The sequence below is a fragment of the Pseudoduganella rivuli genome (assembly GCF_009674485.1).
Lineage (GTDB): Bacteria > Pseudomonadota > Gammaproteobacteria > Burkholderiales > Burkholderiaceae_D > Rugamonas > Rugamonas rivuli_B.
Genome location: NZ_WKJJ01000013.1, coordinates 214113 through 237378 on the forward strand (window position 1 = coordinate 214113; position 23266 = coordinate 237378).

General features: G+C 62.4%; 19 protein-coding genes. 9 read left to right on the plus strand and 10 right to left on the minus strand.

Going from position 1 to position 23266, the window contains the following annotated elements; translation table 11 throughout:
• Window positions 1-6: 6 nt before the first annotated feature.
• From acnD to GJ700_RS21190, 3 genes are all read left to right on the plus strand, one after another.
• Entirely contained in the window at window positions 7-2604 is a 2598-nt protein-coding gene (gene acnD / locus GJ700_RS21180) for a Fe/S-dependent 2-methylisocitrate dehydratase AcnD (protein ID WP_154377651.1), read from the plus strand.
• A 75-nt stretch (window positions 2605-2679) separates the two neighbouring features.
• Entirely contained in the window at window positions 2680-3867 is a 1188-nt protein-coding gene (prpF, locus tag GJ700_RS21185; RefSeq protein WP_154377586.1) for a 2-methylaconitate cis-trans isomerase PrpF, read from the plus strand.
• A gap of 207 nt (window positions 3868-4074) precedes the next feature.
• A complete protein-coding gene (locus GJ700_RS21190; protein WP_154377588.1) occupies window positions 4075-7347 on the plus strand; it encodes a bifunctional diguanylate cyclase/phosphodiesterase in 3273 nt (1090 codons plus the stop codon).
• On the opposite strand, the gene xth is transcribed toward GJ700_RS21190, so the two are convergent.
• A complete protein-coding gene (gene xth, locus GJ700_RS21195) occupies window positions 7344-8111 on the minus strand; it encodes an exodeoxyribonuclease III (RefSeq protein ID WP_154377590.1) in 768 nt (255 codons plus the stop codon). The genes GJ700_RS21190 and xth overlap by 4 nt on opposite strands.
• Window positions 8112-8450: 339 nt before the next feature.
• Between xth and GJ700_RS21200 the strand changes: the two genes are divergently transcribed.
• The 3 genes from GJ700_RS21200 to GJ700_RS21210 are packed head-to-tail and all read left to right on the plus strand — an operon-like array spanning window position 8451 to window position 9806.
• Window positions 8451-8864 carry a phiTE_015 family protein gene (locus GJ700_RS21200; protein WP_229507146.1) on the plus strand — a complete coding sequence of 138 codons (414 nt, stop codon included), beginning with the start codon at window positions 8451-8453 and terminating at the stop codon, window positions 8862-8864.
• 11 nt (window positions 8865-8875) lie between these two features.
• Window positions 8876-9352 (plus strand): CreA family protein, encoded by a 477-nt coding sequence (locus GJ700_RS21205; protein WP_229507147.1) that lies wholly within the window; start codon window positions 8876-8878, stop codon window positions 9350-9352.
• 7 nt (window positions 9353-9359) lie between these two features.
• Entirely contained in the window at window positions 9360-9806 is a 447-nt protein-coding gene (locus GJ700_RS21210) for a hypothetical protein (protein ID WP_154377593.1), read from the plus strand.
• Window positions 9807-9856: 50 nt separating this feature from the next.
• Here the strand turns inward: GJ700_RS21210 and GJ700_RS21215 are convergent, their stop codons facing one another.
• Window positions 9857-11347: a leucyl aminopeptidase gene (locus GJ700_RS21215; protein WP_154377595.1), complete on the minus strand. Its 1491-nt coding sequence runs from the start codon at window positions 11345-11347 to the stop codon at window positions 9857-9859.
• 129 nt (window positions 11348-11476) lie between these two features.
• Here GJ700_RS21215 and lptF point away from each other — a divergent pair, with 129 nt between their 5' ends.
• The 3 genes from lptF to GJ700_RS21230 are packed head-to-tail and all read left to right on the plus strand — an operon-like array spanning window position 11477 to window position 14177.
• Window positions 11477-12616, plus strand: a complete 1140-nt coding sequence (gene lptF, locus GJ700_RS21220) for an LPS export ABC transporter permease LptF (protein ID WP_154377597.1) — start codon at window positions 11477-11479, stop codon at window positions 12614-12616.
• On the plus strand, window positions 12613-13782 hold the full coding sequence (gene lptG, locus GJ700_RS21225) for an LPS export ABC transporter permease LptG (protein WP_154377599.1): 1170 nt from the start codon (window positions 12613-12615) through the stop codon (window positions 13780-13782). The genes lptF and lptG overlap by 4 nt, the downstream gene beginning before the upstream one ends.
• Before the next feature lie 14 nt (window positions 13783-13796).
• A complete protein-coding gene (locus tag GJ700_RS21230; protein WP_154377652.1) occupies window positions 13797-14177 on the plus strand; it encodes a sirohydrochlorin chelatase in 381 nt (126 codons plus the stop codon).
• Window positions 14178-14211: 34 nt separating this feature from the next.
• Here the strand turns inward: GJ700_RS21230 and GJ700_RS21235 are convergent, their stop codons facing one another.
• The 8 genes from GJ700_RS21235 to GJ700_RS21270 are packed head-to-tail and all read right to left on the minus strand — an operon-like array spanning window position 14212 to window position 23114.
• Window positions 14212-14952, minus strand: a complete 741-nt coding sequence (locus GJ700_RS21235) for a hypothetical protein (protein WP_154377600.1) — start codon at window positions 14950-14952, stop codon at window positions 14212-14214.
• Window positions 14953-14990: 38 nt separating this feature from the next.
• The gene (locus GJ700_RS21240; RefSeq protein ID WP_154377602.1) at window positions 14991-17045 is read right to left on the minus strand and encodes a M13 family metallopeptidase; all 2055 of its coding nucleotides are present in this window, start codon (window positions 17043-17045) and stop codon (window positions 14991-14993) included.
• Between the two features lie 59 nt (window positions 17046-17104).
• Window positions 17105-17839: a uroporphyrinogen-III C-methyltransferase gene (cobA, locus tag GJ700_RS21245; RefSeq protein WP_154377654.1), complete on the minus strand. Its 735-nt coding sequence runs from the start codon at window positions 17837-17839 to the stop codon at window positions 17105-17107.
• Window positions 17840-17852: 13 nt separating this feature from the next.
• Window positions 17853-19160, minus strand: coding sequence for a sulfate adenylyltransferase subunit 1 (locus tag GJ700_RS21250; protein WP_154377604.1), 1308 nt, complete (start codon window positions 19158-19160; stop codon window positions 17853-17855).
• Window positions 19160-20107 (minus strand): sulfate adenylyltransferase subunit CysD, encoded by a 948-nt coding sequence (cysD, locus tag GJ700_RS21255; RefSeq protein WP_154377606.1) that lies wholly within the window; start codon window positions 20105-20107, stop codon window positions 19160-19162. The genes GJ700_RS21250 and cysD overlap by 1 nt, the downstream gene beginning before the upstream one ends.
• Before the next feature lie 38 nt (window positions 20108-20145).
• Entirely contained in the window at window positions 20146-20862 is a 717-nt protein-coding gene (locus GJ700_RS21260; protein ID WP_154377608.1) for a phosphoadenylyl-sulfate reductase, read from the minus strand.
• Between the two features lie 13 nt (window positions 20863-20875).
• Window positions 20876-21433, minus strand: coding sequence for a DUF934 domain-containing protein (locus GJ700_RS21265; protein WP_371868058.1), 558 nt, complete (start codon window positions 21431-21433; stop codon window positions 20876-20878).
• Window positions 21426-23114, minus strand: coding sequence for a nitrite/sulfite reductase (locus tag GJ700_RS21270; RefSeq protein WP_154377611.1), 1689 nt, complete (start codon window positions 23112-23114; stop codon window positions 21426-21428). Before GJ700_RS21270 ends, GJ700_RS21265 begins: the two co-directional genes overlap by 8 nt.
• Window positions 23115-23266 lie beyond the last annotated feature (152 nt).

The window sequence follows — 23266 nt, forward strand, 5'->3', positions numbered from 1 at the left end:
AGCACCATGAATACTGCGTTCCGTAAGGCGCTGCCGGGCACGAAGCTCGATTTCTTCGATGCGCGCGCCGCGGTCGATGCGATCAAGCCGGGCGCCTGGGACGGCCTGCCTTACACGTCGCGCGTGCTGGCTGAAAACCTGGTGCGCCGCTGCGATCCCGCGACCTTGAATGCTTCGCTGTCGCAGCTGATCGAGCGCAAGCGCGACCTGGACTTCCCGTGGTTCCCCGCACGCGTGGTGTGCCACGACATCCTGGGCCAGACCGCGCTGGTCGACCTGGCCGGTTTGCGCGACGCCATCGCGGAGCAGGGCGGCGACCCCGCCAAGGTCAACCCCGTGGTGCCGACCCAGCTGGTGGTCGACCACTCGCTGGCCGTGGAGTGCGGCGGTTTCGATCCGGACGCGTTCAACAAGAATCGCGCCATCGAGGACCGCCGTAACGAAGACCGCTTCGACTTCATCAACTGGACCAAAAAGGCGTTCCGCAACGTCGACGTGATCCCGCCGGGCAATGGCATCCTGCACCAGATCAACCTGGAACGCATGTCGCCGGTGATCCAGGTGAGCGACGGTGTCGCGTATCCGGACACGCTGGTGGGCACGGATTCGCACACGCCGATGGTCGATGCGCTGGGCGTGATCGCCATCGGCGTCGGTGGCCTGGAGGCGGAAACCGTGATGCTGGGCCGCGCATCGTGGATGCGGCTGCCGGACATCGTCGGTGTCGAACTGACGGGCAAGGCGCAGGAAGGCATCACCGCCACCGACATCGTGCTGGCGCTGACGGAATTTTTGCGTAAGGAAAAAGTGGTATCGGCTTACCTGGAATTCTACGGCGCAGGCGCCGCCAGCCTGACCCTGGGCGACCGCGCGACGATTTCCAACATGGCGCCGGAATTCGGCGCCACCGCCGCGATGTTCTACATCGACGAGCAGACCATCAAGTACCTGAAGCTGACGGGCCGCGAAGACGCCACCGTGGCGCTGGTGGAAACCTACGCCAGGGAAACCGGCCTGTGGGCCGATGCGCTGGCCGGCGCCGAATACGAGCGCGTATTGACGTTCGACCTGTCGACCGTGGTGCGCAACATCGCCGGCCCGTCGAACCCGCACAAGCGCGTGGCGACCAGCGACCTGGCGAAAGCCGGCATTTCCGGCAAGGTGGAAAACGAGCCGGGCCTGATGCCGGATGGCGCTGTCATCATCGCCGCGATTACCAGCTGCACCAACACGAATAACCCGCGCAACATGATTGCCGCCGGCCTGCTGGCGCGCAATGCCAACAAGGCGGGCTTGCTGCGCAAGCCGTGGGTGAAGTCGTCGCTGGCCCCAGGCTCCAAGGCAGTCACGCTGTACCTGGAGGAAGCGGGCTTGATGCCTGAGCTGGAAAAGCTGGGCTTTGGCGTGGTCGCGTATGCGTGCACGTCGTGCAATGGCATGTCCGGCGCGCTGGACCCGGTGATCCAGAAGGAAGTGGTGGAGCGCGACCTGTACGCGACTGCCGTGCTGTCCGGTAACCGCAATTTCGACGGCCGTATCCATCCGTACGCGAAGCAGGCTTTCCTGGCTTCGCCGCCGCTGGTGGTGGCGTACGCGATTGCCGGCACGATCCGTTTCGACATCGAGAAGGACGTGCTGGGGACGGATGCCGATGGCAAGGCCATTACGCTGAAAGACCTGTGGCCGAGCGACGCGGAAATCGATGCGATCGTCGCCTCGTCCGTGAAGCCGGACCACTTCCGCAAGGTGTATATCCCGATGTTCGACCGCAGCGGCCAGGCGCAGGAACAGGCGGAGCCGCTGTATGACTGGCGCCCGCAATCGACCTATATCCGCCGTCCGCCGTATTGGGAAGGTGCGCTGGCTGGCGAGCGTGCGTTGAAAGGCATGCGTCCGCTGGCCGTACTGGGCGATAACATCACGACCGACCACCTGTCGCCGTCGAACGCGATCATGATGGATTCGGCGGCAGGCGAATACCTGCACAAGATGGGCTTGCCGGAAGAAGACTTCAACTCGTACGCCACGCACCGCGGCGACCACTTGACGGCGCAGCGCGCGACGTTCGCCAACCCGACCTTGAAAAACGAGATGGTGCGCGATGCGGATGGCAAAGTGAAGGCCGGCTCGCTGGCCCGCGTTGAACCGGAAGGCAAAGTCACCCGCATGTGGGAAGCCATCGAAACCTACATGGACCGCAAGCAGCCGCTGATCGTGATTGCCGGCGCGGATTATGGCCAGGGTTCGTCGCGCGACTGGGCTGCCAAGGGCGTACGCCTGGCGGGCGTGGAAGTGATCGTGGCCGAAGGCTTCGAACGCATCCACCGCACCAACCTGGTGGGCATGGGCGTGCTGCCGCTGGAATTCAAGCCGGGTGTCAACCGGTTGACCCTGGGCATTGATGGCACGGAAACGTTCGACGTCATCGGTGATCGCGCACCGCGCGCCACCTTGACGCTGGTGATCAACCGCAGGAATGGCGAGCGGGTGGAAGTGCCGGTGACGTGCCGCCTGGATTCGTCGGAAGACGTGTCGATTTATGAGGCGGGCGGTGTGTTGCAGCGCTTTGCACAGGACTTCCTGGCCAACGCTAAAGCTGCCTGACCGACAGCGTACGCTCACGTAGGGCGGCTTGGCTGGCGCCAAACCGCCCTACGGATTTAATTGAACGGATGAATAATGGCTCAACCACAAATCAAAATCCCCGCCACCTACATGCGTGGCGGCACCAGCAAGGGTGTGTTCTTCCGCCTGCAAGACTTGCCGCCAGCCGCGCAAGTGCCGGGCGCGGCGCGCGACGCCTTGCTGCTGCGCGTGATCGGCAGCCCGGACCCGTACGGCAAGCAGATCGACGGCATGGGCGGCGCCACGTCGTCGACCAGCAAGGCCGTGATCCTGTCGAAAAGCACGCGTGACGGACATGACGTCGATTACCTGTTCGGCCAGGTGTCGATCGACAAGCCGTTCGTGGACTGGAGCGGCAATTGCGGCAACCTGTCGGCTGCAGTGGGCGCGTTTGCCATCAGCGGCGGCCTGGTCGATGCGGCGCGCGTGCCGGCCAACGGCGTGGCCGTGGTGCGCATCTGGCAAGCCAATATCGGCAAGACCATCATTGCGCACGTGCCGATGACCGATGGCGCCGTGCAGGAAACGGGTGGTTTTGAGCTCGATGGCGTGACGTTCCCTGCAGCCGAAGTGCAATTGGAATTCATGGATCCTGCGGCGGAAGAAGAGGGCGGCGGTGGTTCCATGTTCCCGACCGGGAACCTGGTCGACGACCTGGAAGTGCCTGGCGTCGGCACGCTGAAAGCCACGATGATCAATGCCGGTATTCCCACGATTTTCGTCAACGCGGACGCCATCGGCTACACGGGCACGGAATTGCAGGAGGCCATCAATGGCGACGCGAAAGCGCTGGCCATGTTTGAAACCATCCGCGCGCATGGCGCCGTGCGCATGGGCCTGATTTCGAACGTGGACGAAGCGGCCCAACGCCAGCACACGCCGAAAGTCGCGTTTGTCGCACCGCCGCAAGCGTACGCGTCGTCCAGCGACAAGCAGGTCGGCACGGGCGACGTGGATTTGCTGGTGCGCGCACTGTCGATGGGCAAGCTGCACCACGCGATGATGGGCACGGCCGCCGTGGCGATCGGCACGGCGGCGGCGATTCCCGGCACCCTGGTGAACCTGGCCGCCGGCGGCGGCCAGCGCGAAGCCGTGCGTTTCGGCCATCCATCGGGCACGTTGCGGGTTGGTGCGCAGGCGCAGCAGGAAGGTGGCGAGTGGACGGTGAAAAAGGCCATCATGAGCCGCAGCGCGCGGGTGCTGATGGAAGGCTGGGTGCGTGTTCCGGGTGATGTCATTTAAACCACAAACGTGGTGGCGACGTAGCGTGACATTCTCACACGTGTTGTAAGAAAGCCCGGTCCGGCCCTTGCGGAACCGGGCTTTCTGCCGTTTAGAGGGGGCAGTCGGAACCCTGCGGTGGCATAAGCCCGGGTTTGTGGTTATGATCTGGCAACGACGCTGCCTGATCCTGATGGGTGGCGTTTTTTACAAGGCGCCCAGGTGTTAATGAACGCTGTTCCCCCCCATCCTGAATCCGTGGCCTTCGCCCTGCAACTGGCGGGGTTGCCCGCCTGTGCGTGCGATGCGGAAGGCAGGATCGTGGCGGCCAGCGAAGAACTGGATGCGCTGCTGGCGCAACCGCAGGCCGGCCGCATGCTGGCGGACTTGTGGGCGCGCCACGTGCAGGCCGATAGCCAGGCCCAATTGACGCAGGCGCTGGCGCTGGGAGCGCCGCGCCAGTGGGAAAGCTGCCTCGCCCGTAGCGACGGCCAGTATGTGGCGGTGCAAGCCCGCCTGAAGCCGCTGCCGGCGGGCGTACTGCCTGGCGGCGCGATGCTGGTGTTCCACGATATCGGCGTATTCCAGCGCGACCAGCGCGCGCTGCGCAAGGCATTGCTGGAACAGCAGGCGATCCTGGAAAACGCGGCGGTCGGCATTATTTTTGGCAAGGCCGGCGCTATCCTCGAGTGCAATATCCGCGCGGCGGAAATGTTCGGCTATGCGCGCCATGAGCTGGAAGGGGAGAACGGCAATATCCTGTACCCCAGCGAAGAAGCGCGCATCGAGCTGATCGAGGCATCGCGCCCGCTGATGGAGCAGGGCGTTTCCTTCCGCACGGAGACCCAGTTGCGCCGCAACGGCGGTGAATTGTTCTGGGCCCGCGTCTACGGCCGCGCACTCGACCCGTCCGACATGACGGAAGGGACGGTGTGGATCATTGAAGACATCACCGAGCAGAAGGAAGCGGAAGAATCGATGCAGCAACTGGTGCTGGAACAGCGCGCCATCCTCGACAATGCATCGGTCGGCATCCTGTTCACCAAGCAGCGCTGCATGCTGACCTGCAATCCGCGTTTTGCCGACATGTTCGGCTATACCCGTGAAGAGATGTACGGACGCCCGGCGGTGGAACTGTTCGTGTCGCCGGAGGTGTATGTCAAGTTCGGCGCGGAAGCGGGGCCGGTGCTTGGGGCAGGTTTGCCGTTCGAGAAGAAGGAAATGCAATTCCGGCACAAGGACGGCTCGCTGATCTGGTGCCGCGTGCGGGCGCAGGCCGTCAGCCAGGTGAAGGATGGCGGCACCATCTGGATCATGGAAGACATCACGAAGTCGCGCCAGACGCAGATGGAAGTCGAAGCCATCATGACCAATGCGTCGATTTCCATCCTGTTTACCAAGAACCGCATCATCACCCGCTACAACCGGGGCTTTGCCGACATGTTCCGCTACGACGGCGACGAGGGCCTGGGCATGCCGGGACATTCGTTGTACCCGTCGATGGAAGCGTATGAAGAGCTGGGCGCCGCCGCCGGGCCACTGCTGGCGCACGGCAAACCGTTCCAGACCGAAGTGGAAATGCGGCGCAAGGACGACACCACGTTCTGGGCCCAGCTGATCGCTTATGTGGTCAATCCGGACGACCCCAGCCAGGGCACGATCTGGATCGTGGAAGACCGCACGGAACACAAGCTGGCGGAAGAATCGCTGCGCAATGCGCTGCTGGAAAACGAAGCCATTCTCGATTCCGCCGTGCTGGGGATTTCCGTCTGCGAAAACGGCTACAACCTGCGCTGCAACCGCAAGATGGAAGAGCTGTTCGGCTATGGGCCGGGCGACATGGCCAACCTCAGCGTGCAGGCTTTCTATGCCGACCTGTCGTCGTGGGATGCGGCGCGCCAGGAAACCGCGCGCGACTTCGAGGCGGGCCGCGTCAACAAGTCCGAGCACCTGCTGGTGCGCAAGGATGGCAGCCGCTTCTGGGCGCGCCTGTCGGGCCGCCCGTTTGATTTGTCGCAGCCGAAAGGGCGCTCGGTCTGGCTGGTCGATGACATCACGGAACGGCGCGAGGCCGACGAAGCTTTGATCCGGGCGCGCGACGAACTGGAAGTGCGGGTGCTGGAACGCACGGCGGAACTGGCGGGCGCCAACGCGCTGCTGCAGGGGGAAATCGTGGAGCGGCGCCAGGCCGAGGCGCGCGTGCACCACATGGCGTACCACGACAGCCTGACGGGCTTGCCGAACCGCGCGCTGCTGGCCGACCGCCTGGACCGCGCCATGCTGGCCGCCCAGCGCTCGGACCGCCGCCTGGCCGTCATGTTCCTGGACCTGGACCGCTTTAAAACCATCAACGATTCGCTGGGCCATTTGACGGGCGACCAGTTGCTGAAGGAAGTGGCGAGCCGCCTGTGCCGCGCGGTGCGCGCCAGCGACACCGTGGCGCGCCTGGGGGGCGATGAATTCGTCGTGCTGGTGCCGGGCATCCGCTCCACCGATGAAGCGGCGCGGGTGGCCGAAAAAATCATTGAATCGCTGGCCGCGCCCTTCCCGCTGGAAGGGCGCCTGCTCCACATTACGCCATCGATCGGCATCTGCATTTATCCGGACGATGGCACGGACGTGGAAACCCTGATGCGCCACGCGGATGGCGCCATGTACCACGCGAAAGCGTCAGGGCGCAACAACTACCAGTTCTTCACGCAAAAGATGAACCTGGCGGCGGCCCAGCATTTCGAACTGGAGAGCAGTTTGCGCAGCGCGCTGGCGCTGGGCCAGTTCGAACTGCATTTCCAGCCGATTATCGATATCGCCACGCGCCGCGTGCACACGATGGAGGTGCTGCTGCGCTGGCGGCGCCCGGCCCAGGGCCTGGTGATGCCGGACAGCTTCATTCCCCTCATCGAGGAAAACGGCTTGATTGTGCCGATCGGCGAATGGGTGATGCGGCGCGCGTGCGAACAAAGCATGGAATGGCAGCGCATGGGGCTGGAGCCGGTGCCGCTGGCGGTGAACCTGTCGCCGCGCCAGTTCATGCACCGCGGGCTGGTGGATTCGATCCGCCGCATCCTCGATGAAACGGGCATCGATCCGTCGATGATCGAATTCGAAATCACGGAAACCGCGCTGATGCAGCACGGCGAGCACACGATGGAAATCCTGGGGCAGATCAACGCGATGGGGATCCGGCTGTCGATCGACGATTTCGGCACCGGCTATTCCAGCCTGGCTTACCTGAAGCGGTTCCCCGTCAAGAAAATCAAGATCGACCGGGCCTTCATCAAGGACCTGGAAGAGAGCGCGGAAGACCGCGCCATCGTGGCCGCCATCATTGCACTGTCGGACAGCCTGCAATTATCCGTGGTGGCCGAAGGGGTGGAAACGGAAGGGCAGTTTGCGCTGTTGCAGGGGCAGGGGTGCCAGTATGCGCAGGGCTACCTGTTTTCGCAGCCCGTACCGCGCCAGAACGCGGTACACCTGCTGGAACGGCGGGCCGCCGCTTAATCGCCCAGGGTGGCCACCACCGGCGCGTGGTCGGACGGCTGTTCCCACTTGCGCGGCGCCCGGTCCACCACGCACGACACGCAGCGCTTGGCCAGTGGCGCCGACAGCAGGATATGGTCGATGCGCAAGCCCTTGTTCTTCTGGAAGCCCAGCATGCGGTAATCCCACCAGCTGAACGTCTTGTCGGCCTGCTCGAACAGGCGGAACGAATCGCACAGGCCCAGGCTGAACAGCGCTTGCAGCGCGGTGCGCTCCGGTACCGAGCACAGCACCTGGTCGGCCCAGGCGGCCGGGTCGTGCACGTCGCGGTCGTCCGGCGCGATGTTGTAGTCGCCCAGCACTGCCAGGTTCGGATGGATCGCCGCTTCCGCTTCCAGCCAGTCGCGGAACGATTTCAGCCAGCCCAGCTTGTATTCATACTTATCGGTGCCGACCGCCTGGCCATTCGGCACGTAGGCGCATACGATGCGCATGCCGGCAATGGTGGCGGCCAGGATGCGCTGTTGCACGTCTTCGTAATGGGGATTGTTGACCACCACGTCTTCGATCGCGTGTTTCGACAGGATGGCGACGCCGTTATAGGTTTTCTGGCCGGAAAACACGACGTGGTAGCCGGCTTCCTGGATCGCGGCCAGGGGAAACTTGTCATCGGTTAGCTTGGTTTCCTGGATGCACAGAACGTCGACCGGGTTTTCTTGCAGCCATTTCAGGACATGGGGCAGGCGAACGTTAAGGGAATTCACATTCCAGGTGGCTAATTTCATCGGGGAATCCTATCGTGTTGGCAAGTTTTTCTCTGGGACGGCATTATACGTGCTGGACAAACAGCCCGTCTGTGCGTCTCAAGCGACGAAACGTGTTGCAAAATGTAACAAGAATAAAAAAAATTGCCGTTAATGCTTCATAGTTATCAAATTGGTACTAAGATTCCATAAACGGATGCCGAAAAGGGAAATATACTGATAGTTGTCTGGGTAGGAACTCGATTTTTCCTTGAGTAACATTTTTGAGACATTTGTGTTGTGGTGCGTCAAGAAATGGTACTATTGGGAAATAGTTGTTAAACAGTGAATTCATGCGTGAAGCATTGGTAAAGGACTAAAATGCGATCTGCATTCGAAGCATGGGCGCAGCGTGACGGACACATCGTCCGCCGCCGCGAAGACAAACCGGAAGAATATCTGGTCTTTGAAACGCAACGCCGCTGGGTAATCTGGCAAGCGGCGCTGGAGCATGGCAAGGCGCCTGCGGGACGCAAGACAGCTGCGAAAGATGTAGCTGAAAAGCCCGCAGTGGCACGCGCCGGCGGACAGCGTCCTCCTGTGATTGAACAGGACCAGGCTGCCGTGCGTAACCAGGTACTCAATGAAGTCCTGGCCGCGTTTATGAGCCTGGACGGGGAGTCCGGCATGGAAGACATCCGCAAGGTGATTCAAAACCTGCGGTCGGGTTCCGAGCCGCAGCCGGCAGCTAGCGCCTCCATGCGTAAAACCGACAGCAAGGCGGCCGAGCGCTGATGCGCTCGCGTATGCGCCTTTGGCAACCAGCCGCCGCGGCGCTGCTGTGGGGGCTTGCCGCCGCCGTTCCGGCCGAAACCATTGGTTCGGTGGATACGGCTTTCAAATTGATCGGCCCCGATCACAAGATCGTGGTCGACGTCTTTGACGACCCGCGCGTCGCGGGCGTCAGCTGCTATCTCTCCCGTGCGAAAACCGGTGGCATCAAAGGCGCCATCGGGCTGGCCGAGGACAAGGCCGATGCTTCCGTCGCGTGCCGCCAGGTGGGCGAACTCAAGTTCAGCGCGCCGCTGCCGTTGCAGGAGGAAGTATTCACCGAGCGCGCGTCCGTCTTTTTCAAGCATGTACGGGTGGTGCGCATGGTGGATGTGAAGCGCAACGCGCTGGTCTACCTCGTGTATTCGGACCGCCTGGTCGATGGCAGCCCGAAAAACAGCGTGACCGCCGTGCCTGTGCCGGCCAGCCTGCCGGTGCCCGTCCGCCGCTGAGGCCATCATGTCACGCTTGTTATCGTGGGCCGTCTGGGGCCCATTGGCCGCATCGGCTTTGCTTGCCGGGTGCGGCACCCTGACCCAGTCTTCCAACCAAACCCTGCTGGTACAGGCGGTGCTCGACTACAAGCCGGTCGATGGCGTCGGCTGCGTGCTGTCGAATGCGGCCGGGCGCTGGTTTGTCATGACGCCGGCCAAAGTCACCGTGAAGAAGGCGGCGGGGCCGCTGCGCGTCGATTGCCGCAAGGATGGCGCCGCATCGGATGAACTGGTCGGTGCGCGTCAGGACCGCACGCTGTGGGGCAATTACGTGTTCACGGCAGGGCTGGGGAACAAGCTGGACCGTGAAACGGGGCGGGGCTTTGATTATCCCGCGACCCTGACCGTGGTGCTGCGGCAGGATGCGCCGGATCCCCGTTATGCGCCGCCCGAAGGGCGCGTAGTGTACTGACGATAAAAAAAGGCGCCGCAGCGCCTTTTTTAACGTCCTGGAGCCTCTTTTCAGCGATTCAGCAGGTACGTAGCCAGCAATGGTACCGGACGGCCTGTGGCGCCTTTTGCTGCGCCCGACTTCCATGCGGTGCCGGCGATGTCCACGTGCGCCCATGCGTACTTGCGGGTGAAGTTTTCCAGGAACGCCGCCGCCGTGCACGATGCGCCGCCCGGCGAACCGATATTGGCCAGGTCGGCGAAGTTCGACTTCAGTTGTTCGTTGTACTGTTCGCCGATCGGCAGGCGCCATGCGGTGTCGCCGGTGGCCTTGCCGGCCGCTTGCAGGGCGTCGGCCAGCTTGTTGCCGGCGTCGTCGTCGCGCGCGAACACGCCGCTGTGGTGGTGGCCCAGCGCCACGATGCAGGCGCCCGTCAAGGTCGCGATATCGATCACGGCGGCCGGGTTGAAGCGCTCGGCGTAGGTCAGCGCGTCGCACAGGATCAGGCGGCCTTCGGCGTCCGTGTTCAGGATTTCAATGGTCAGGCCGTTCATCGACGTGACGATGTCGCCCGGCTTGGTGGCGCGGCCGGACGGCATGTTTTCGCAGGCCGCCACGATGCCGATGACGTTTTGTTCCAGGCCCATCTCGCCGATGGCGCGGAAGGTGCCCAGCACGGATGCGGCGCCGCACATGTCGTATTTCATCTCATCCATGCCAGCGCCGGGCTTGATGGAAATGCCGCCCGTGTCAAACGTGATGCCTTTGCCGACCAGGACCACCGGCGCATCCTTGGCCTTGCCGCCTTTGTGCTTGAGCACGATGAACTTCGGCGGCTGCTCGGAACCTGCCGTGACGGACAGGAAGCTGCCCATCTTCAGTGCTTCCAGTTGTTTGCGGTCCAGGATTTCCACTTCAAACTTGTAGTCCTTGGCCAGCTTCTTGGCGGTGTTGGCCAGGTAAGTCGGGGTGCAGACGTTAGCCGACAGGTTGCCCAGGTCCTTGGTCAGTTCCATGCCGTTGGCAATCGCGATGGCTTGCGCCAGCGCGGTCTTGGTGGCGGCATTGTTCGGTACGGCCAGCGCCAGTTTCTTCACGCCCGCATAAGCCGGGTCTTTCTTGCTCTTTTGCGTATCGGTGCGGTAAATGGCTTCGCGGCCTGCCTGTACCACGGCGCGGATGGCCCACGCGGTATCGCGGTCTTTCACTTCGGTCAGTGGTAATGCGATAATGGCGTCCGCTGCGCCCAGGGTGGAGAATACCTTGATCGCGGCTTGCACGCCGGAGGCGAAGCTTTTTTCGCTGACGGATTCATCGGAGCCCAGGCCCACCAGCAGTACGCGTTCGGCTTGTGCGCCTTGTACGCCGCGCAGCAGCAGGGTGGTGCCGGCCTTGCCGGTGATGTCACCGGACTTCAGCGCGGCGGTGATTTCGCCTTTGCCATCCAGGGCTTTTGCCTCGGCGGTCAGCTTCTTGTTTTCATAGACGCCGACAGCCACGCAGCCGGTCTTGGCGGACGTGATGGTGTTTTTGGCGTCGAATGCTTTTATGCTAAAGTCCATTAGATTTCTCCGTGATGTTGCGGTGTTTTACTGTCCGGCCTGTATTGGTTAATGACGGCTTGAGACGCGCGCATCGGCTTGTGGCTTTTGCCTGCGACTAATTTTTACCGACCGAATTATAACTTTCGAATGATTTTTCATCGTGCCCTTCAACGCGAGCTGGCGAGTGCGGCCGGGGCCACCTTCACGGTACTGTTCTCCATCAGCGTCACCTGGACCCTGATCACCATCCTCGGCAAAGCCGCCGGCGGTAAAGTGGCGTCCGAAGACGTCATCGCGCTGCTTGCGTTCGCAGCCCTGAATTATCTGCCAACAGTACTGATCCTCACCAGCTTTATTTCTGTACTGATGGTCGTCACGCGCAGTTACCGCGAGTCCGAAATGGTGGTGTGGTTTGCGTCCGGCCTGAGCCTGACGCGCTGGATCCGCCCGGTGCTGACATTCGGCATGCCGATCGTGCTGCTGACGGCGCTGCTGGCGTTTTATGCGACGCCATGGGCCAAGCAAAAGAGCATTGAATACACGGACCGTTTCCAGAAGCGCGAAGACTTGCAGCAAGTGTCGCCGGGCCAGTTCCGCGAATCCGCCTCGAGCAACCGCATCTTCTTTGTCGAAGGCGTGTCCGGCCAGACGGCCGTGGTGCACAACGTGTTCGTCAACACGGTCGATGAAAAGGGCACCGCCATCGTGGTGGCCAAGGAAGGTTCGATCACGACGGCGCCGGACGGCACGCGCTTCCTGGAATTGAAGAACGGCCGCCGCTACCAGGGCATACCGGGCAGCCCGGAATTCCAGACCATGGAATTTGAAAAGTACAGCATGCGCGTGGCCAGCCAGGAAGCGGTCAACGCGACCGAGCAAAAGGTCGAAGCCATGCCGAGCAGCGAATTGCTGCGTACGCCGGGACCGTTTGCGCAGGCTGAAATCCTGTGGCGCCTGTCGATTCCCATCATGTGCGCGCTGCTGCTGTTGCTGGCCATTCCACTGGGCTTCGTCAATCCCCGCGCGGGCAGTTCGGCCAACCTGATCGTCGCGCTGCTGGTGTTCTTCGGCTACCAGAACCTGGTCAAGGTCTTCGAAGCCAGCGTCAAGCAGGGTAAATATGTATTCGGCATGGCGTGGTGGCCACTGCACGTGCTGATCCTGCTGGTGGTGCTGGGCCTGTTCGCGTGGCGCGCCAATGTCAATCACCGCTACCACCCGCGCGCCATGTGGGCCCGCTTCAAGCACAGCGGCGCCCAGGCCCGCACGAAAGGCGGTGCGCAATGACGGTGCTGCAACGGTATTTCGCGTCGTCGATCGCGCAGGCGGTGGCGTTCTGCCTGCTGGCCTTGCTGGGGCTGGCGGCATTCTTCGATCTGACCGGCGAGTTGCCGGACGTCGGCAAGGGCGGTTACGGTATCCAGCACGCCTTCCTGTACGTGGCGCTGTTGCTGCCGGAGCGGATCTACCGCGTACTGCCGGTGGCCGCGCTGATCGGCACGATTTATACGATGGCGCAATTCGCGTCGTCGTCGGAATTCACCATCATGCGCGCGGCCGGCATGTCGACGCGCCGCGCCGCGGGCATGCTGTTCCGCGTCGGTGTGGTGATCGTGGCGGTGGCCTACATCCTCGGTGAACTGGTCGTGCCGCGCACGGCGCCGGTGGCGGAAAAGGTCAAGATGTCGGTCAAGGGCGCCGCAGTGGCGGCGGAGTTCCGCTCCGGCCTGTGGACCAAGGACATCATCAAGAGCAATGGCTTGTCGGGTGACGTCCAGGGCTCGCGTTTCTTCAATGTGCGCGAAGCGCGGCCGGACGGCAATCTGTCGGGCGTCACACTGTACGAGTTCGACAACAGCTTCCGCATGCGCTTGCTGATCCAGGCAAAGACCGCCACGTTCCAGGGCAACAGCGTGTGGCGGCTGTATGACGTGACGGAAACCCGTTTCAGCAACCCGGGTCTGGCGGCATCGGGCGGCGTGGCGACGGCGGCCAATCACTTTGGCCAGGAAACCAGCATGATTGAAACCGTGAAAGTGGAAACGCGCGACTTTGTTTCCGAGATCACGCCGAAAATCCTGCAAGTGTCGCGCCGCGATCCGGAACGCATGTCGGCCAATGAACTGGCGGTCTACACGCGCCACCTGGCGGAAAACAAGCAGGAAACCGACCGCTTCAAGATCGCGTTCTGGAAAAAAATGATCGACCCGCTGGCGATCTTCGTGCTGATGGCGCTGGCGCTGCCGTTCGCTTACCTGCATACACGCAGCGGCGGCGTCAGCCTGAAGATCTTCATCGGCGTCATGATTGGCGTGAGCTTCATGCTGGTCAACACGCTGTTCTCCCACATCGGCCTGTTGTCGACGTGGCCGCCGATCATGACGGCGGCGGCGCCGTCGATCGTGTACCTGATGCTGGCGATCGGGGCCCTGTATTGGATGGAACGGCATTAAATGGAGAGTGCATGATGATTGCGCGTGCAATGATTTTGTTTGCCCACGGCGCCCGCGCCCCGGGCTGGGCCGCGCCGTTCGAGCGCTTGCGTACCCTGACGCAGGCGCGCCTGCCGGACGTCGACGTGTCGCTGGCGTTCCTTGAATTGATGTCGCCGCGCCTGCCGGAGCGGGTCGATCAGCTGGCGGCAGAGGGCGTGGTGGAAGTCGCGCTGGTGCCCGTGTTCCTGGGGCAGGGCGGGCACGTGTTGCGCGATTTGCCGGTGATGGTGGATGAGTTGAAAGCGAAGTACCCGCAGATAGCGTTTACAGTCGCGACGGCGGTAGGCGAGGCGCCCGATGTCCTCAATGCGATGGCCGACTACTGCGTCGGAGCGATGCCCTCAAACCCGTAGGGCGGTTTTGCCGAAGGCAAAGCCGCCATGCCGTTCATGCGTCGCCGTCCTGCTCCTGCTGTTTGGCCATGGCCGCCAGCGTCGATCCCGGGTTATCCAGCTCGCGCTGCATAATGGCGCGCAAGCCGTCGGAACGGATCTGTTCCAGCGCGGCTTTCTTCATGTTGTCCGCTTCGTCATTCTCGTCCATGCCGCGCAGCACGGCCAGCACCAGCCGTACTTCCTTCGCATAGTTCAGCACAAACGCCAGCAAGGTCGGCGCCGCCGACGCCGGCTGGCTGGCCAAGGCTTCGGCCGCGCCGTTCAGGCGTTCCGCCAGTTGCGCAATGCGCTGTTCCGGCGACGCCAGGAAGCGGCGGGCCAGCTGGAAGTCTTCGCACTTGACCAGCGCATTCATGGCCAGTTCCGCGCACTGTTCCGCCACGCTGGCGTCGACCGCGTCGAGCGCGAGGAACAACTGGTGCGTGGCCGGCACTTCGCCCAGCGCTTCATTGATCGACGCGATTTCGCGGAACCGTTCGACGGTGGCGCCGCCACCCAGCATGCGCGCCGATTCGCGGTCGCGGATCGCCTGCAGCGCCGTGCGGGCCGCGGGGAATTGCTCTGCCAGGTAAATCCAGTCGCGCAGCGCAAACGACAGGCGCACGCCATTCCATTCCGGCGACACGTCCAGCGCATGTTCGTGCAGCCACAGATGGTCCTTCAGCGCATCCTGGAAACGGCCTTCCTCGCGGGCCTGGCGGGCGCGTTCAAATACTTCGTTGGGCTGCTGCATGTGACCTCCTGAAAAATCGAAGGCGATATTTTATCAGGTCACCACACTCGGCATACCTTGCCCGCCGGTTTCACCATCGCCTGCCCCGGCTTGCAGGCAAACGCCCTGGCAAACTCCGGCATGTTGACCACCACGCCATTGACGCGGTACTTGCCCGGCGAATGGGGATCGGTGGCGGCATTGACGCGCAAGCGTTCGGGGCGCTGGCTTTCGCACGTCCACTGCGCATAGCCGACAAAGAAGCGCTGTTCCGGCGTCAGCCCGTCGCGGTTTTCCAGGTTCAGCCCGGCGATATCGGACTTCCACGCCATCCACGCCAGCAACAGGCCGCCCAGGTCCGCCGCATCCTCGCCCAGCGTGAGCTTGCTGTTGATCTTGATGTTGTCGACCACCGTGTATTGTGCATACTGGTCCGTGATGCACTGCGTCCGCTGGTTGAATGCGGCCGCGTCCTTCTTGCCCCACCAGTCTTTCAAATTACCCTGGGCATCGAACTGGCGGCCTTCGTCGTCAAAGCCGTGGATCAATTCATGGCCGATGGTGCCGCCCGTGTTGCCGTAGTTAGGCGCGGCATCCATTTTCGCGTCGTACAGGGGCGGCTGCAGGATGCCGGCCGGGAAATTGATGTCGTTCATTTGCGCGTTGTAATACGCGTTGACCGTGGGCGGCGTCATTTCCCATTCGCCCCGGTCCAGCGGCTTGCCGATCTTGCCCATCTGGCGCCGCGTTTCAAACGCGGCCCCATTGACCACGTTGGCCGCGTAATCGTTGCGCGCCACCGCGTAGTGGCTGTAATCGCGCCACTGGTCGGGATAGCCGATCTTGTTGGCCACCGCGTGCAGCTTTTCACGGGCGCGGGCTTTGGTGTCGCTGCCCATCCATTTCAATTCATCGATGTCGCGCGCCATGGCTTCTTCGATTTTCTTCGTCATGTGCTGCACGCGTTCTTTCAGGTCCGGGCTGAAGGCGCGCGCCACGAATTCCTGGCCCAGCGCTTCGCCCAGTTGCTGGTCGACCTGTTGCACGCAGCGTTTCCAGCGCGGCTGCTGTTGCGGCACCCCCAGCAGCGTCTTCCTGTAGAAGCCGAAGCTCTCGTCGTCGAAGGCGCGGGACAGGTAAGGCGACATGGCGCGCGTGGTTTGCCACGCCAGGTACGCCTTGATATCGTCCAGCGGCGCCTTTTGCAATTGCCGTTCCAGCGCCTTCAGGTAGGCCGGTTGCGACACGTTGAACGTATCCAGGCTGCCCTGGCCCATGGCCGACAAATAGGTATCCCATGCAAACGATGGCGTCAGCTGTTGCAAGCCCTTGCGGTCTGTCTTGTGGAACAGTTTATAGGGATCGCGCTGCTCCACGCGCGACAGCGAAGCTTTCGCCAGCGCGGTTTCCAGCCGCAGGATTGCGTCGGCCTGCCGTTTGGCGGCGGCCGGCGCCACGCCGGCCAGTTGCAGCGAGCGGGCCACGTGCGCCACGTATTGCCGCCGCATCTCCTTCGACCGCTGGTCCGTTTTCAGGTAGTAATCGCGGTCCGGCAAACCCGCATTGGCGATGCCCGCGTACGCAATGGTTTGTGTCGCATCCGCCATGTCCTGGCCCGCGCCAAAGCTCAGCAGGATGCCGGCGCTGAGTTCACGGTGCAAGGTGGCAAGCAGTACCGGCAAATCCTGCTTCGATGGCAGCGCGGCGATTTTCGCCAGGTAGGGTTGCAGCGGCGCGGCGCCCCGCGCTTCGATCGTGGCTTCGTCCATGCAGGCGTAAAAATAATCGCCGAGCTTTTGCTGGTTCGCGCTGCGTCCTTCCTGTCCACTGTTCCGCTCCGCCAGCGATGCCAGGATACCCCACAGATAGCGCTGGTTATCCTGCGTTACCTTGGCGTACACGCTCCACGCGCTCTGGTCGCCGGGAATCGGGTTGTTGCGCATCCAGCCGCCGCAGCTGTACTGGTAAAAGTCTTCGCAAGGATCCACGTTGCGGTCCATCGCGCCGACATCGAGGCCAGGCGTGTAGGGCAGGGAAGACAGTGGCGCCTCTGGCGCTTGGGCGAAGGCGAGGCCGGCGGCCATGGCCAGCGTGGAGAAGGGAATAAGGCGCATGGGTTTTCGCGGAAGCGGAAAACCCCATTACACGTGATTATTGATTCAAAGGCAAGTTTTCAGGGCACCGGATCGTCGTCAGGATGTCCTGGACGTTGCGCCATTGCTTCACCCACCATCACCAGCACGGGACCATGCGCCACCGCCAGGCCTTGCGCCAGGTCGGCCAACGTCATGCGCAGGATGTTTTGATCGGCGCGGCTGACATTTTCAATCACGACCACGGGTGTTTGCGGACGGCGCCCTTGCGCCAGCAACCGCTCGGCCGTGATCAGCGCTTCGCGGCCGCCCATGTACTGGACCAGCGTGTCGCTGTCCGGCATGACGGTGCTGGCAGCGTGTTCCGGCGCGGTGGACGACGTAAAGAAGGCCACGCTGCGGGCGATGCCGCGCTTGGTCAGTGGCTGTTTGGTGGCGGCGGCTGCCGCCACGGCGGTGGTAATGCCGGGCACCACTTCGACGTCGATGCCGGCTGCTTCCAGCGCGCGCAACTCTTCATCGGCGCGGCCGAACAGCATCGGGTCGCCGCCTTTGAGACGGACCACCAGTTCGTATTGCCGCGCTGCCGCCACCAGTTGTTCATTGATGGCGTCCTGCGCCATCGAACGCTGGCCGGAGCGCTTGCCCACGGAAACCTTGACGGCTTGCGGGCACAGTTCCAGCATCTCCCCGGTCACCAGTGCGTCATGCAGCACGATATTGGCTTGCGCCAGCAGCGTGGCGCCACGCAAGGTGATCAAGTCCTGAGCGCCGGGGCCGGCGCCAACCAGGTAGACCTTGCCGGGGAGGCCCATCGACAATGGCCCCTTATCCGGCGATGCGGATCATGCCCGCAGCAACCGTCTGGTGGGTCACTTCATCGATCAGGATGAAGGCGCCGGTGGCGCGGCTGGCCGTGTAATCGTCGGCGGCCAGCGGCTGCTGCACGGTCAGCGCAATGCGCGCCACGTCGTTCAGCTTCAGGGTCTCGGCTTCGCTGCGTTGCTGGGTATTGATGTCCAGCAGCGACTCGACCTTGGTGACCTTGGCCATGGTTTGCTTGGTGCCGTGCTTGATCCAGTACTTGCGGCGCACGTCCAGCGCATCTTCGGACAGCCAGCACACGTCGGCTTGCACGTTTTTCAGCAAGGTCGCCGGTGCATCCGCCGCCGACAGCACGTCGCCGCGCGAGATGTCGCGGTATTCTTCCAGCAGGATGGTGACGGACTGGCCGGCCGATGCCGATTGCAGGTTGCCGTCGAACGTGACGATTTCCTTCACGGTGGCTTCCACGCCCGAAGGCTGCACCACCAGCTTGTCGCCGACTTTCACGCTGCCCGCTTCGATACGGCCCATGTAGCCGCGGAAGTCGTTGGCTTCGTGGCCGTTGTGGCGCGCCACCAGTTGCACCGGGAAGCGGAATGGCGACTGGTGCGCTTCGTCGTACACCGACAAGCCTTCCAGCAAGTCGATCAAGGTCGGACCCTGGTACCACGGCATGTTGCCGCCGGCTTCCACCACGTTGTCGCCCGTCAGTGCGGACAGCGGGATGGTGGTGATGTCTTTCAGGCCCAGCGTCTGGGCGAATTCCTGGTAAGCCTTGACGATGCGGTCATAAATGGCCTGGTCGTAGTTCACCAGGTCCATCTTGTTGACGGCCACGATCACGTGCTCGATCTGCAGCAGGTGGGCAATGGTGGAGTGGCGCTTGGTCTGGACCAGCAGGTCGACGCCGCCGTCTTCACGCAATTTGACTTTCGATACGTCGACCAGGATGATCACGGCGTCCGCGGTGGAGGCGCCTGTCACCATGTTGCGGGTGTACTGCTCGTGGCCCGGCGTGTCGGCGATGATGAACTTGCGCTTCGGCGTGGCGAAATAGCGGTAAGCCACGTCGATGGTGATGCCCTGTTCGCGCTCGGCTTCCAGGCCGTCCGTCAGCAGCGACAGGTCGATGGTGTCGCCCACGGTGCGCTTGTTCTTGGCGCGCGATACCGCGGCCAGCTGGTCGGCGAAAATGCCCTTGCTGTCGAACAGCAGGCGGCCGATCAGCGTGCTCTTGCCGTCATCGACGGAGCCGGCGGTAATGAAGCGCAGCAAGCTGTGCTGCGACAGATTTTCATTCAGTGCGTTCATCAGAAGTACCCTGCTTTTTTACGTTTTTCCATGGAAGCTTCGGAGGTCTGGTCGTCCATCCGGGTGGCGCCGCGTTCGGTCACGTCGGTGACGGCGGTTTCCGCAATGATCGCTTCCACCGTTTCCGCGTCGGACGACACCGGGCAGGTGCACGAAATATCGCCCACGGTGCGGAAGCGCACCACTTGCGTTTCCACCGTTTCGCCTTCGCGGGCAGGGGTCAGGTCGGTCAGCGGCACCAGCAAGCCATTGCGCGGGATCACCTGGCGCTCGTGCGCGAAGTAGATCGGCGGCAGTTCCAGGCGTTCGCGGGCGATGTATTGCCAAACGTCCAGCTCGGTCCAGTTCGAGATCGGGAACACGCGCATGTTTTCACCCGGGTGCACGCGGGTGTTATACAGGTCCCACAGTTCCGGGCGCTGGGCTTTCGGGTCCCACTGGCCGAATTCATCGCGGAACGAGAAGATACGTTCCTTGGCGCGGGCTTTTTCCTCATCGCGGCGGGCGCCGCCGATGCAGGCGTCGAAGCCGTGTTCGGCGATGGTTTCCAGCAGGGTCACGGCCTGCGCCGCGTTACGGGAATCCGTTTGCGGGTTACGCAGGCGCACGGTGCCTTTCTTGATGGAGTCTTCCACCGAACCCACGATCAGGCGCTCGCCCAGTTCCGCCACGCGCTTGTCGCGGAAGGTGATGACTTCCGGGAAGTTGTGGCCGGTGTCCACGTGCACCAGCGGGAATGGGAACTTGCCTGGGCGGAAAGCTTTTTCTGCGATACGCAGCAGCACCACGGAATCCTTGCCGCCGGAGAACAGCAGGGCAGGATTGGAGCATTCTGCGGCCACTTCACGCATGATGTGGATCGCTTCGGATTCCAGTGCATCCAGGTGGGCTGCATTGACTTCGGACAGGCCGATGGTCGATGCGTAACGGTCAACTACAGTATTCATTTTTCTGTACCTATTGTTTTCTGTGGCGTACCTGGGATTCAGGCATTCACGGATTTGATGCGTACCAGTTTGCCATCGACGACGTGCAAGCCGCATTCCTTGGATTCGGGGTTTTCCCACCACCAGCGGCCCGCACGCACATCTTCGCCAGGCTCGATGGCGCGCGTGCAGGGCGCGCAGCCGATCGACGGGAAGCCTTGGTCATGCAGTGCATTGTACGGCACGTTGTTGCTCTTGATATAGTCCCAGACGTCTTGCTCAGACCAGTCCGCCAGCGGATTAAACTTGGTCATGAAGTGGGCTGGATCGTCTTCTTCCACCATCAGCGAGGTGCGGGTGGCCGATTGCGCGCGGCGCTGGCCCGTGACCCACGCCTTGTTGCCGGCCAGGGCGCGCTTCAGCGGCTCGACCTTGCGGATGCGGCAGCATTCGCGGCGCATGTCGACACTGTCGTAAAACGCGTTCAAGCCGTTGTTCGCCACATACGCATCGACCGCCGCCGTGTCGGGACGGTACAACGCGATGTCGTAACCGTACACTTCCTTGACCTTGTCGACCATGGCCAGGGTTTCCGGATGCAAACGGCCCGTTTCCAGGGAAAAAATGCCAATTGGCAACTTATTCTTCAGGATCAGGTCGGTCAGCACCATGTCTTCGGCTGCCAGGCTGGAGGCAAACACAGCCGGCGTGAAATCGCGGGCAATACGTTCCAGCGTGGCCGTCGTGGCGGCCACCAGGGTATTCAAATCGCTCATGGTGGTCTCTCGCTTAGATGCCGGCGCCAACGTCCAGGGTTTCCGCTGGCACGCTGCGCTGATGGCGGCGGAACAGCGGGAGTTTCTGGTCGACGGACGCCTGGTACGTTTCCGAGAAGTCCGACAAGCCTTTCAGCGCGTCTTCGATGCTGCGGTCCGGGCGGGTGGCGAAGGCGTTGAAGCCGACGCGGCTCATCGAGAACAGCTGGTCGCGCAGCACGTCGCCGATGGCGCGCAATTCACCCGTGTAGCCGAGGCGCATGCGCAGGTTGTAGGCGATCGACATGCCGCGGCCATCGGTGAATTTCGGGAAATCCACGGCCACGACGGCGAAGTTACCGAACTGGCCGCGCAGGGTTTCCGGACGCTCGTCGCTGGCGAACCAGACGCCGATCTGGCCGGTCTGGGCGCGGATGGCCAATTCTTCGTGCTGCGCCAGCCAGGTGGCCAGCGGCACGATGACTTTACCGGCAGGCACTTCCAGCAGCGCCGCTTCCTGGCCTTCCTCGGCACGCAGGACGAACCAGTCGTCGCTGACGATTTCGCGGTTTTTAATGATTTGGTTAGACATATTCATCTTCTCCTACCAGGCGGCCGGCATCGGTGATCGGCGTGGCGTATACAAATTCCTTGAATGGCGCGATGCCCAGGCGCTGGGCGGTGTCGACGAAGCGTTCGCCTTCGACGCGTTCCTTGACGTACACCTGCAGCAGGCGGCCGATCACTTCCGGCATTTGCAGCGCGGAGAACGACGGTCCGATGATCTTGCCGATAGCGGAGTGGTTGCCTTGCGCGCCGCCGATCGACACTTGATACCATTCGCTGCCATCCTTATCGACACCCAGGATGCCGATGTTGCCCACGTGGTGGTGACCGCAGGCATTGATGCAGCCGGAGATGTTCAGTTCGATTTCACCGATGTCGTGCTGGTAGTCCAGGTCGTCGAAGCGTTCCGCGATGGCGGCCGCGATCGGGATCGATTTCGCATTGGCCAGCGAGCAGAAGTCGCCGCCAGGGCAGCAGATCATGTCGGTCAGCAGGCCGATGTTCGGCGTTGCCAGGCCATGTGCCTTGACTTCCTGCCACAGCGCGAACAGTTTCGATTGCTCGACGTCGGCCAGCACCACGTTTTGTTCGTGGGTGATGCGCAGTTCGCCAAAGCTGTAGCGGTCCGCCAGGTCGGCCATGAAGTCCATCTGTTCGGCGGTCGCGTCGCCCGGCGGCACGCCGGTTTTCTTCAGCGACAGCACGACGACAGCGTAGCCCGGCTGCTTGTGCGCCTTGACGTTACGCTTGAGCCAGTTGCCGAACGCCTTGTTCGACGCGGCTTCCGTCTGCTCGATGTTGGCCAGCTCCTTGTACGGATGCGGCTGGAAGTAAGCGATCACGCGCTCCATTTCTTCCAGGGTCAAGGTCTGCGCCGTATCTTTCAGGTCGACCCATTCTTCTTCCACCTGGCGCGTGAATTCTTCGGCGCCAACGGCTTTCAGCAGGATCTTGATACGGGCCTTGTACTTGTTATCGCGGCGGCCGTACTGGTTGTACACGCGCATCACGGCTTCGATATACGTCAGCAAGTGTTCGCGCGGCAGGAATTCGCGGATCACCGTACCCAGGATCGGGGTACGGCCCATGCCGCCGCCGACCATGACCTTGAAGCCGATCTCGCCCGCTTCGTTGTGCACCACGGTCAGGCCGATGTCATGCACGGCGATGGCGGCGCGGTCTTCCTTGGCGCCATTGATGGCGATCTTGAACTTGCGCGGCAGGGCGATGAATTCCGGGTGGAACGTCGACCACTGGCGCAGCACTTCCGCGTACGGGCGCGGATCGATGATTTCATCGGCTGCCACGCCGGCGTATTCGTCGGACGTCACGTTACGGATGCAGTTGCCCGAGGTCTGGACCGCGTGCATTTCCACGGAAGCCAGGTCGGCCAGGATGTCCGGCGTCTGTTCCAGTTCGACCCAGTTGAACTGGATGTTCTGGCGGGTGGTGAAGTGGCCATAGCCGCGGTCGTACTTGCGCGCGATGTGCGCGAACATGCGCATTTGCTTACTTGCCAACAAGCCGTATGGCACGGCGATACGCAGCATGTAGGCGTGACGCTGCATGTACAGGCCGTTCTGCAAGCGCAGCGGCAGGAATTCAGCTTCGGTCAACTCGTCGGCGAGGCGGCGGCGTACCTGGTCGCGGTACTGGGCGATGCGCTCACGCACGATGAGATGGTCGTATTGATCGTATTGATACATATCGTTCCTAAATAATCTTCCTGGCTAGCACCCGGGCTGACTTACAAAGTATCCCCAACTGGCCACAATGGTAATAAACTCCAGCTTTATTCCAAACTACTTAGTCTTTATTTGCTTATATACGTATTGGGTATAAGCATGGGCGTAAAATA

Coding starts and splice junctions, on each gene's coding strand:
- GJ700_RS21260 (WP_154377608.1), bottom strand. CDS start 20,862: ATGAGCGATTTGAATACCCTGGTGGCCGCCACGACGGCCACGCTGGAA.
- GJ700_RS21200 (WP_229507146.1), top strand. CDS start 8,451: ATGCGATCTGCATTCGAAGCATGGGCGCAGCGTGACGGACACATCGTC.
- lptF (WP_154377597.1), top strand. CDS start 11,477: ATGATTTTTCATCGTGCCCTTCAACGCGAGCTGGCGAGTGCGGCCGGG.
- GJ700_RS21270 (WP_154377611.1), bottom strand. CDS start 23,114: ATGTATCAATACGATCAATACGACCATCTCATCGTGCGTGAGCGCATC.
- GJ700_RS21250 (WP_154377604.1), bottom strand. CDS start 19,160: ATGAACGCACTGAATGAAAATCTGTCGCAGCACAGCTTGCTGCGCTTC.
- acnD (WP_154377651.1), top strand. CDS start 7: ATGAATACTGCGTTCCGTAAGGCGCTGCCGGGCACGAAGCTCGATTTC.
- GJ700_RS21215 (WP_154377595.1), bottom strand. CDS start 11,347: ATGGACTTTAGCATAAAAGCATTCGACGCCAAAAACACCATCACGTCC.
- GJ700_RS21210 (WP_154377593.1), top strand. CDS start 9,360: ATGTCACGCTTGTTATCGTGGGCCGTCTGGGGCCCATTGGCCGCATCG.
- GJ700_RS21240 (WP_154377602.1), bottom strand. CDS start 17,045: ATGCGCCTTATTCCCTTCTCCACGCTGGCCATGGCCGCCGGCCTCGCC.
- GJ700_RS21230 (WP_154377652.1), top strand. CDS start 13,797: ATGATTGCGCGTGCAATGATTTTGTTTGCCCACGGCGCCCGCGCCCCG.
- cobA (WP_154377654.1), bottom strand. CDS start 17,839: ATGGGCCTCCCCGGCAAGGTCTACCTGGTTGGCGCCGGCCCCGGCGCT.
- GJ700_RS21235 (WP_154377600.1), bottom strand. CDS start 14,952: ATGCAGCAGCCCAACGAAGTATTTGAACGCGCCCGCCAGGCCCGCGAG.
- GJ700_RS21205 (WP_229507147.1), top strand. CDS start 8,876: ATGCGCCTTTGGCAACCAGCCGCCGCGGCGCTGCTGTGGGGGCTTGCC.
- prpF (WP_154377586.1), top strand. CDS start 2,680: ATGGCTCAACCACAAATCAAAATCCCCGCCACCTACATGCGTGGCGGC.
- GJ700_RS21265 (WP_371868058.1), bottom strand. CDS start 21,433: ATGTCTAACCAAATCATTAAAAACCGCGAAATCGTCAGCGACGACTGG.
- GJ700_RS21190 (WP_154377588.1), top strand. CDS start 4,075: ATGAACGCTGTTCCCCCCCATCCTGAATCCGTGGCCTTCGCCCTGCAA.
- xth (WP_154377590.1), bottom strand. CDS start 8,111: ATGAAATTAGCCACCTGGAATGTGAATTCCCTTAACGTTCGCCTGCCC.
- cysD (WP_154377606.1), bottom strand. CDS start 20,107: ATGAATACTGTAGTTGACCGTTACGCATCGACCATCGGCCTGTCCGAA.
- lptG (WP_154377599.1), top strand. CDS start 12,613: ATGACGGTGCTGCAACGGTATTTCGCGTCGTCGATCGCGCAGGCGGTG.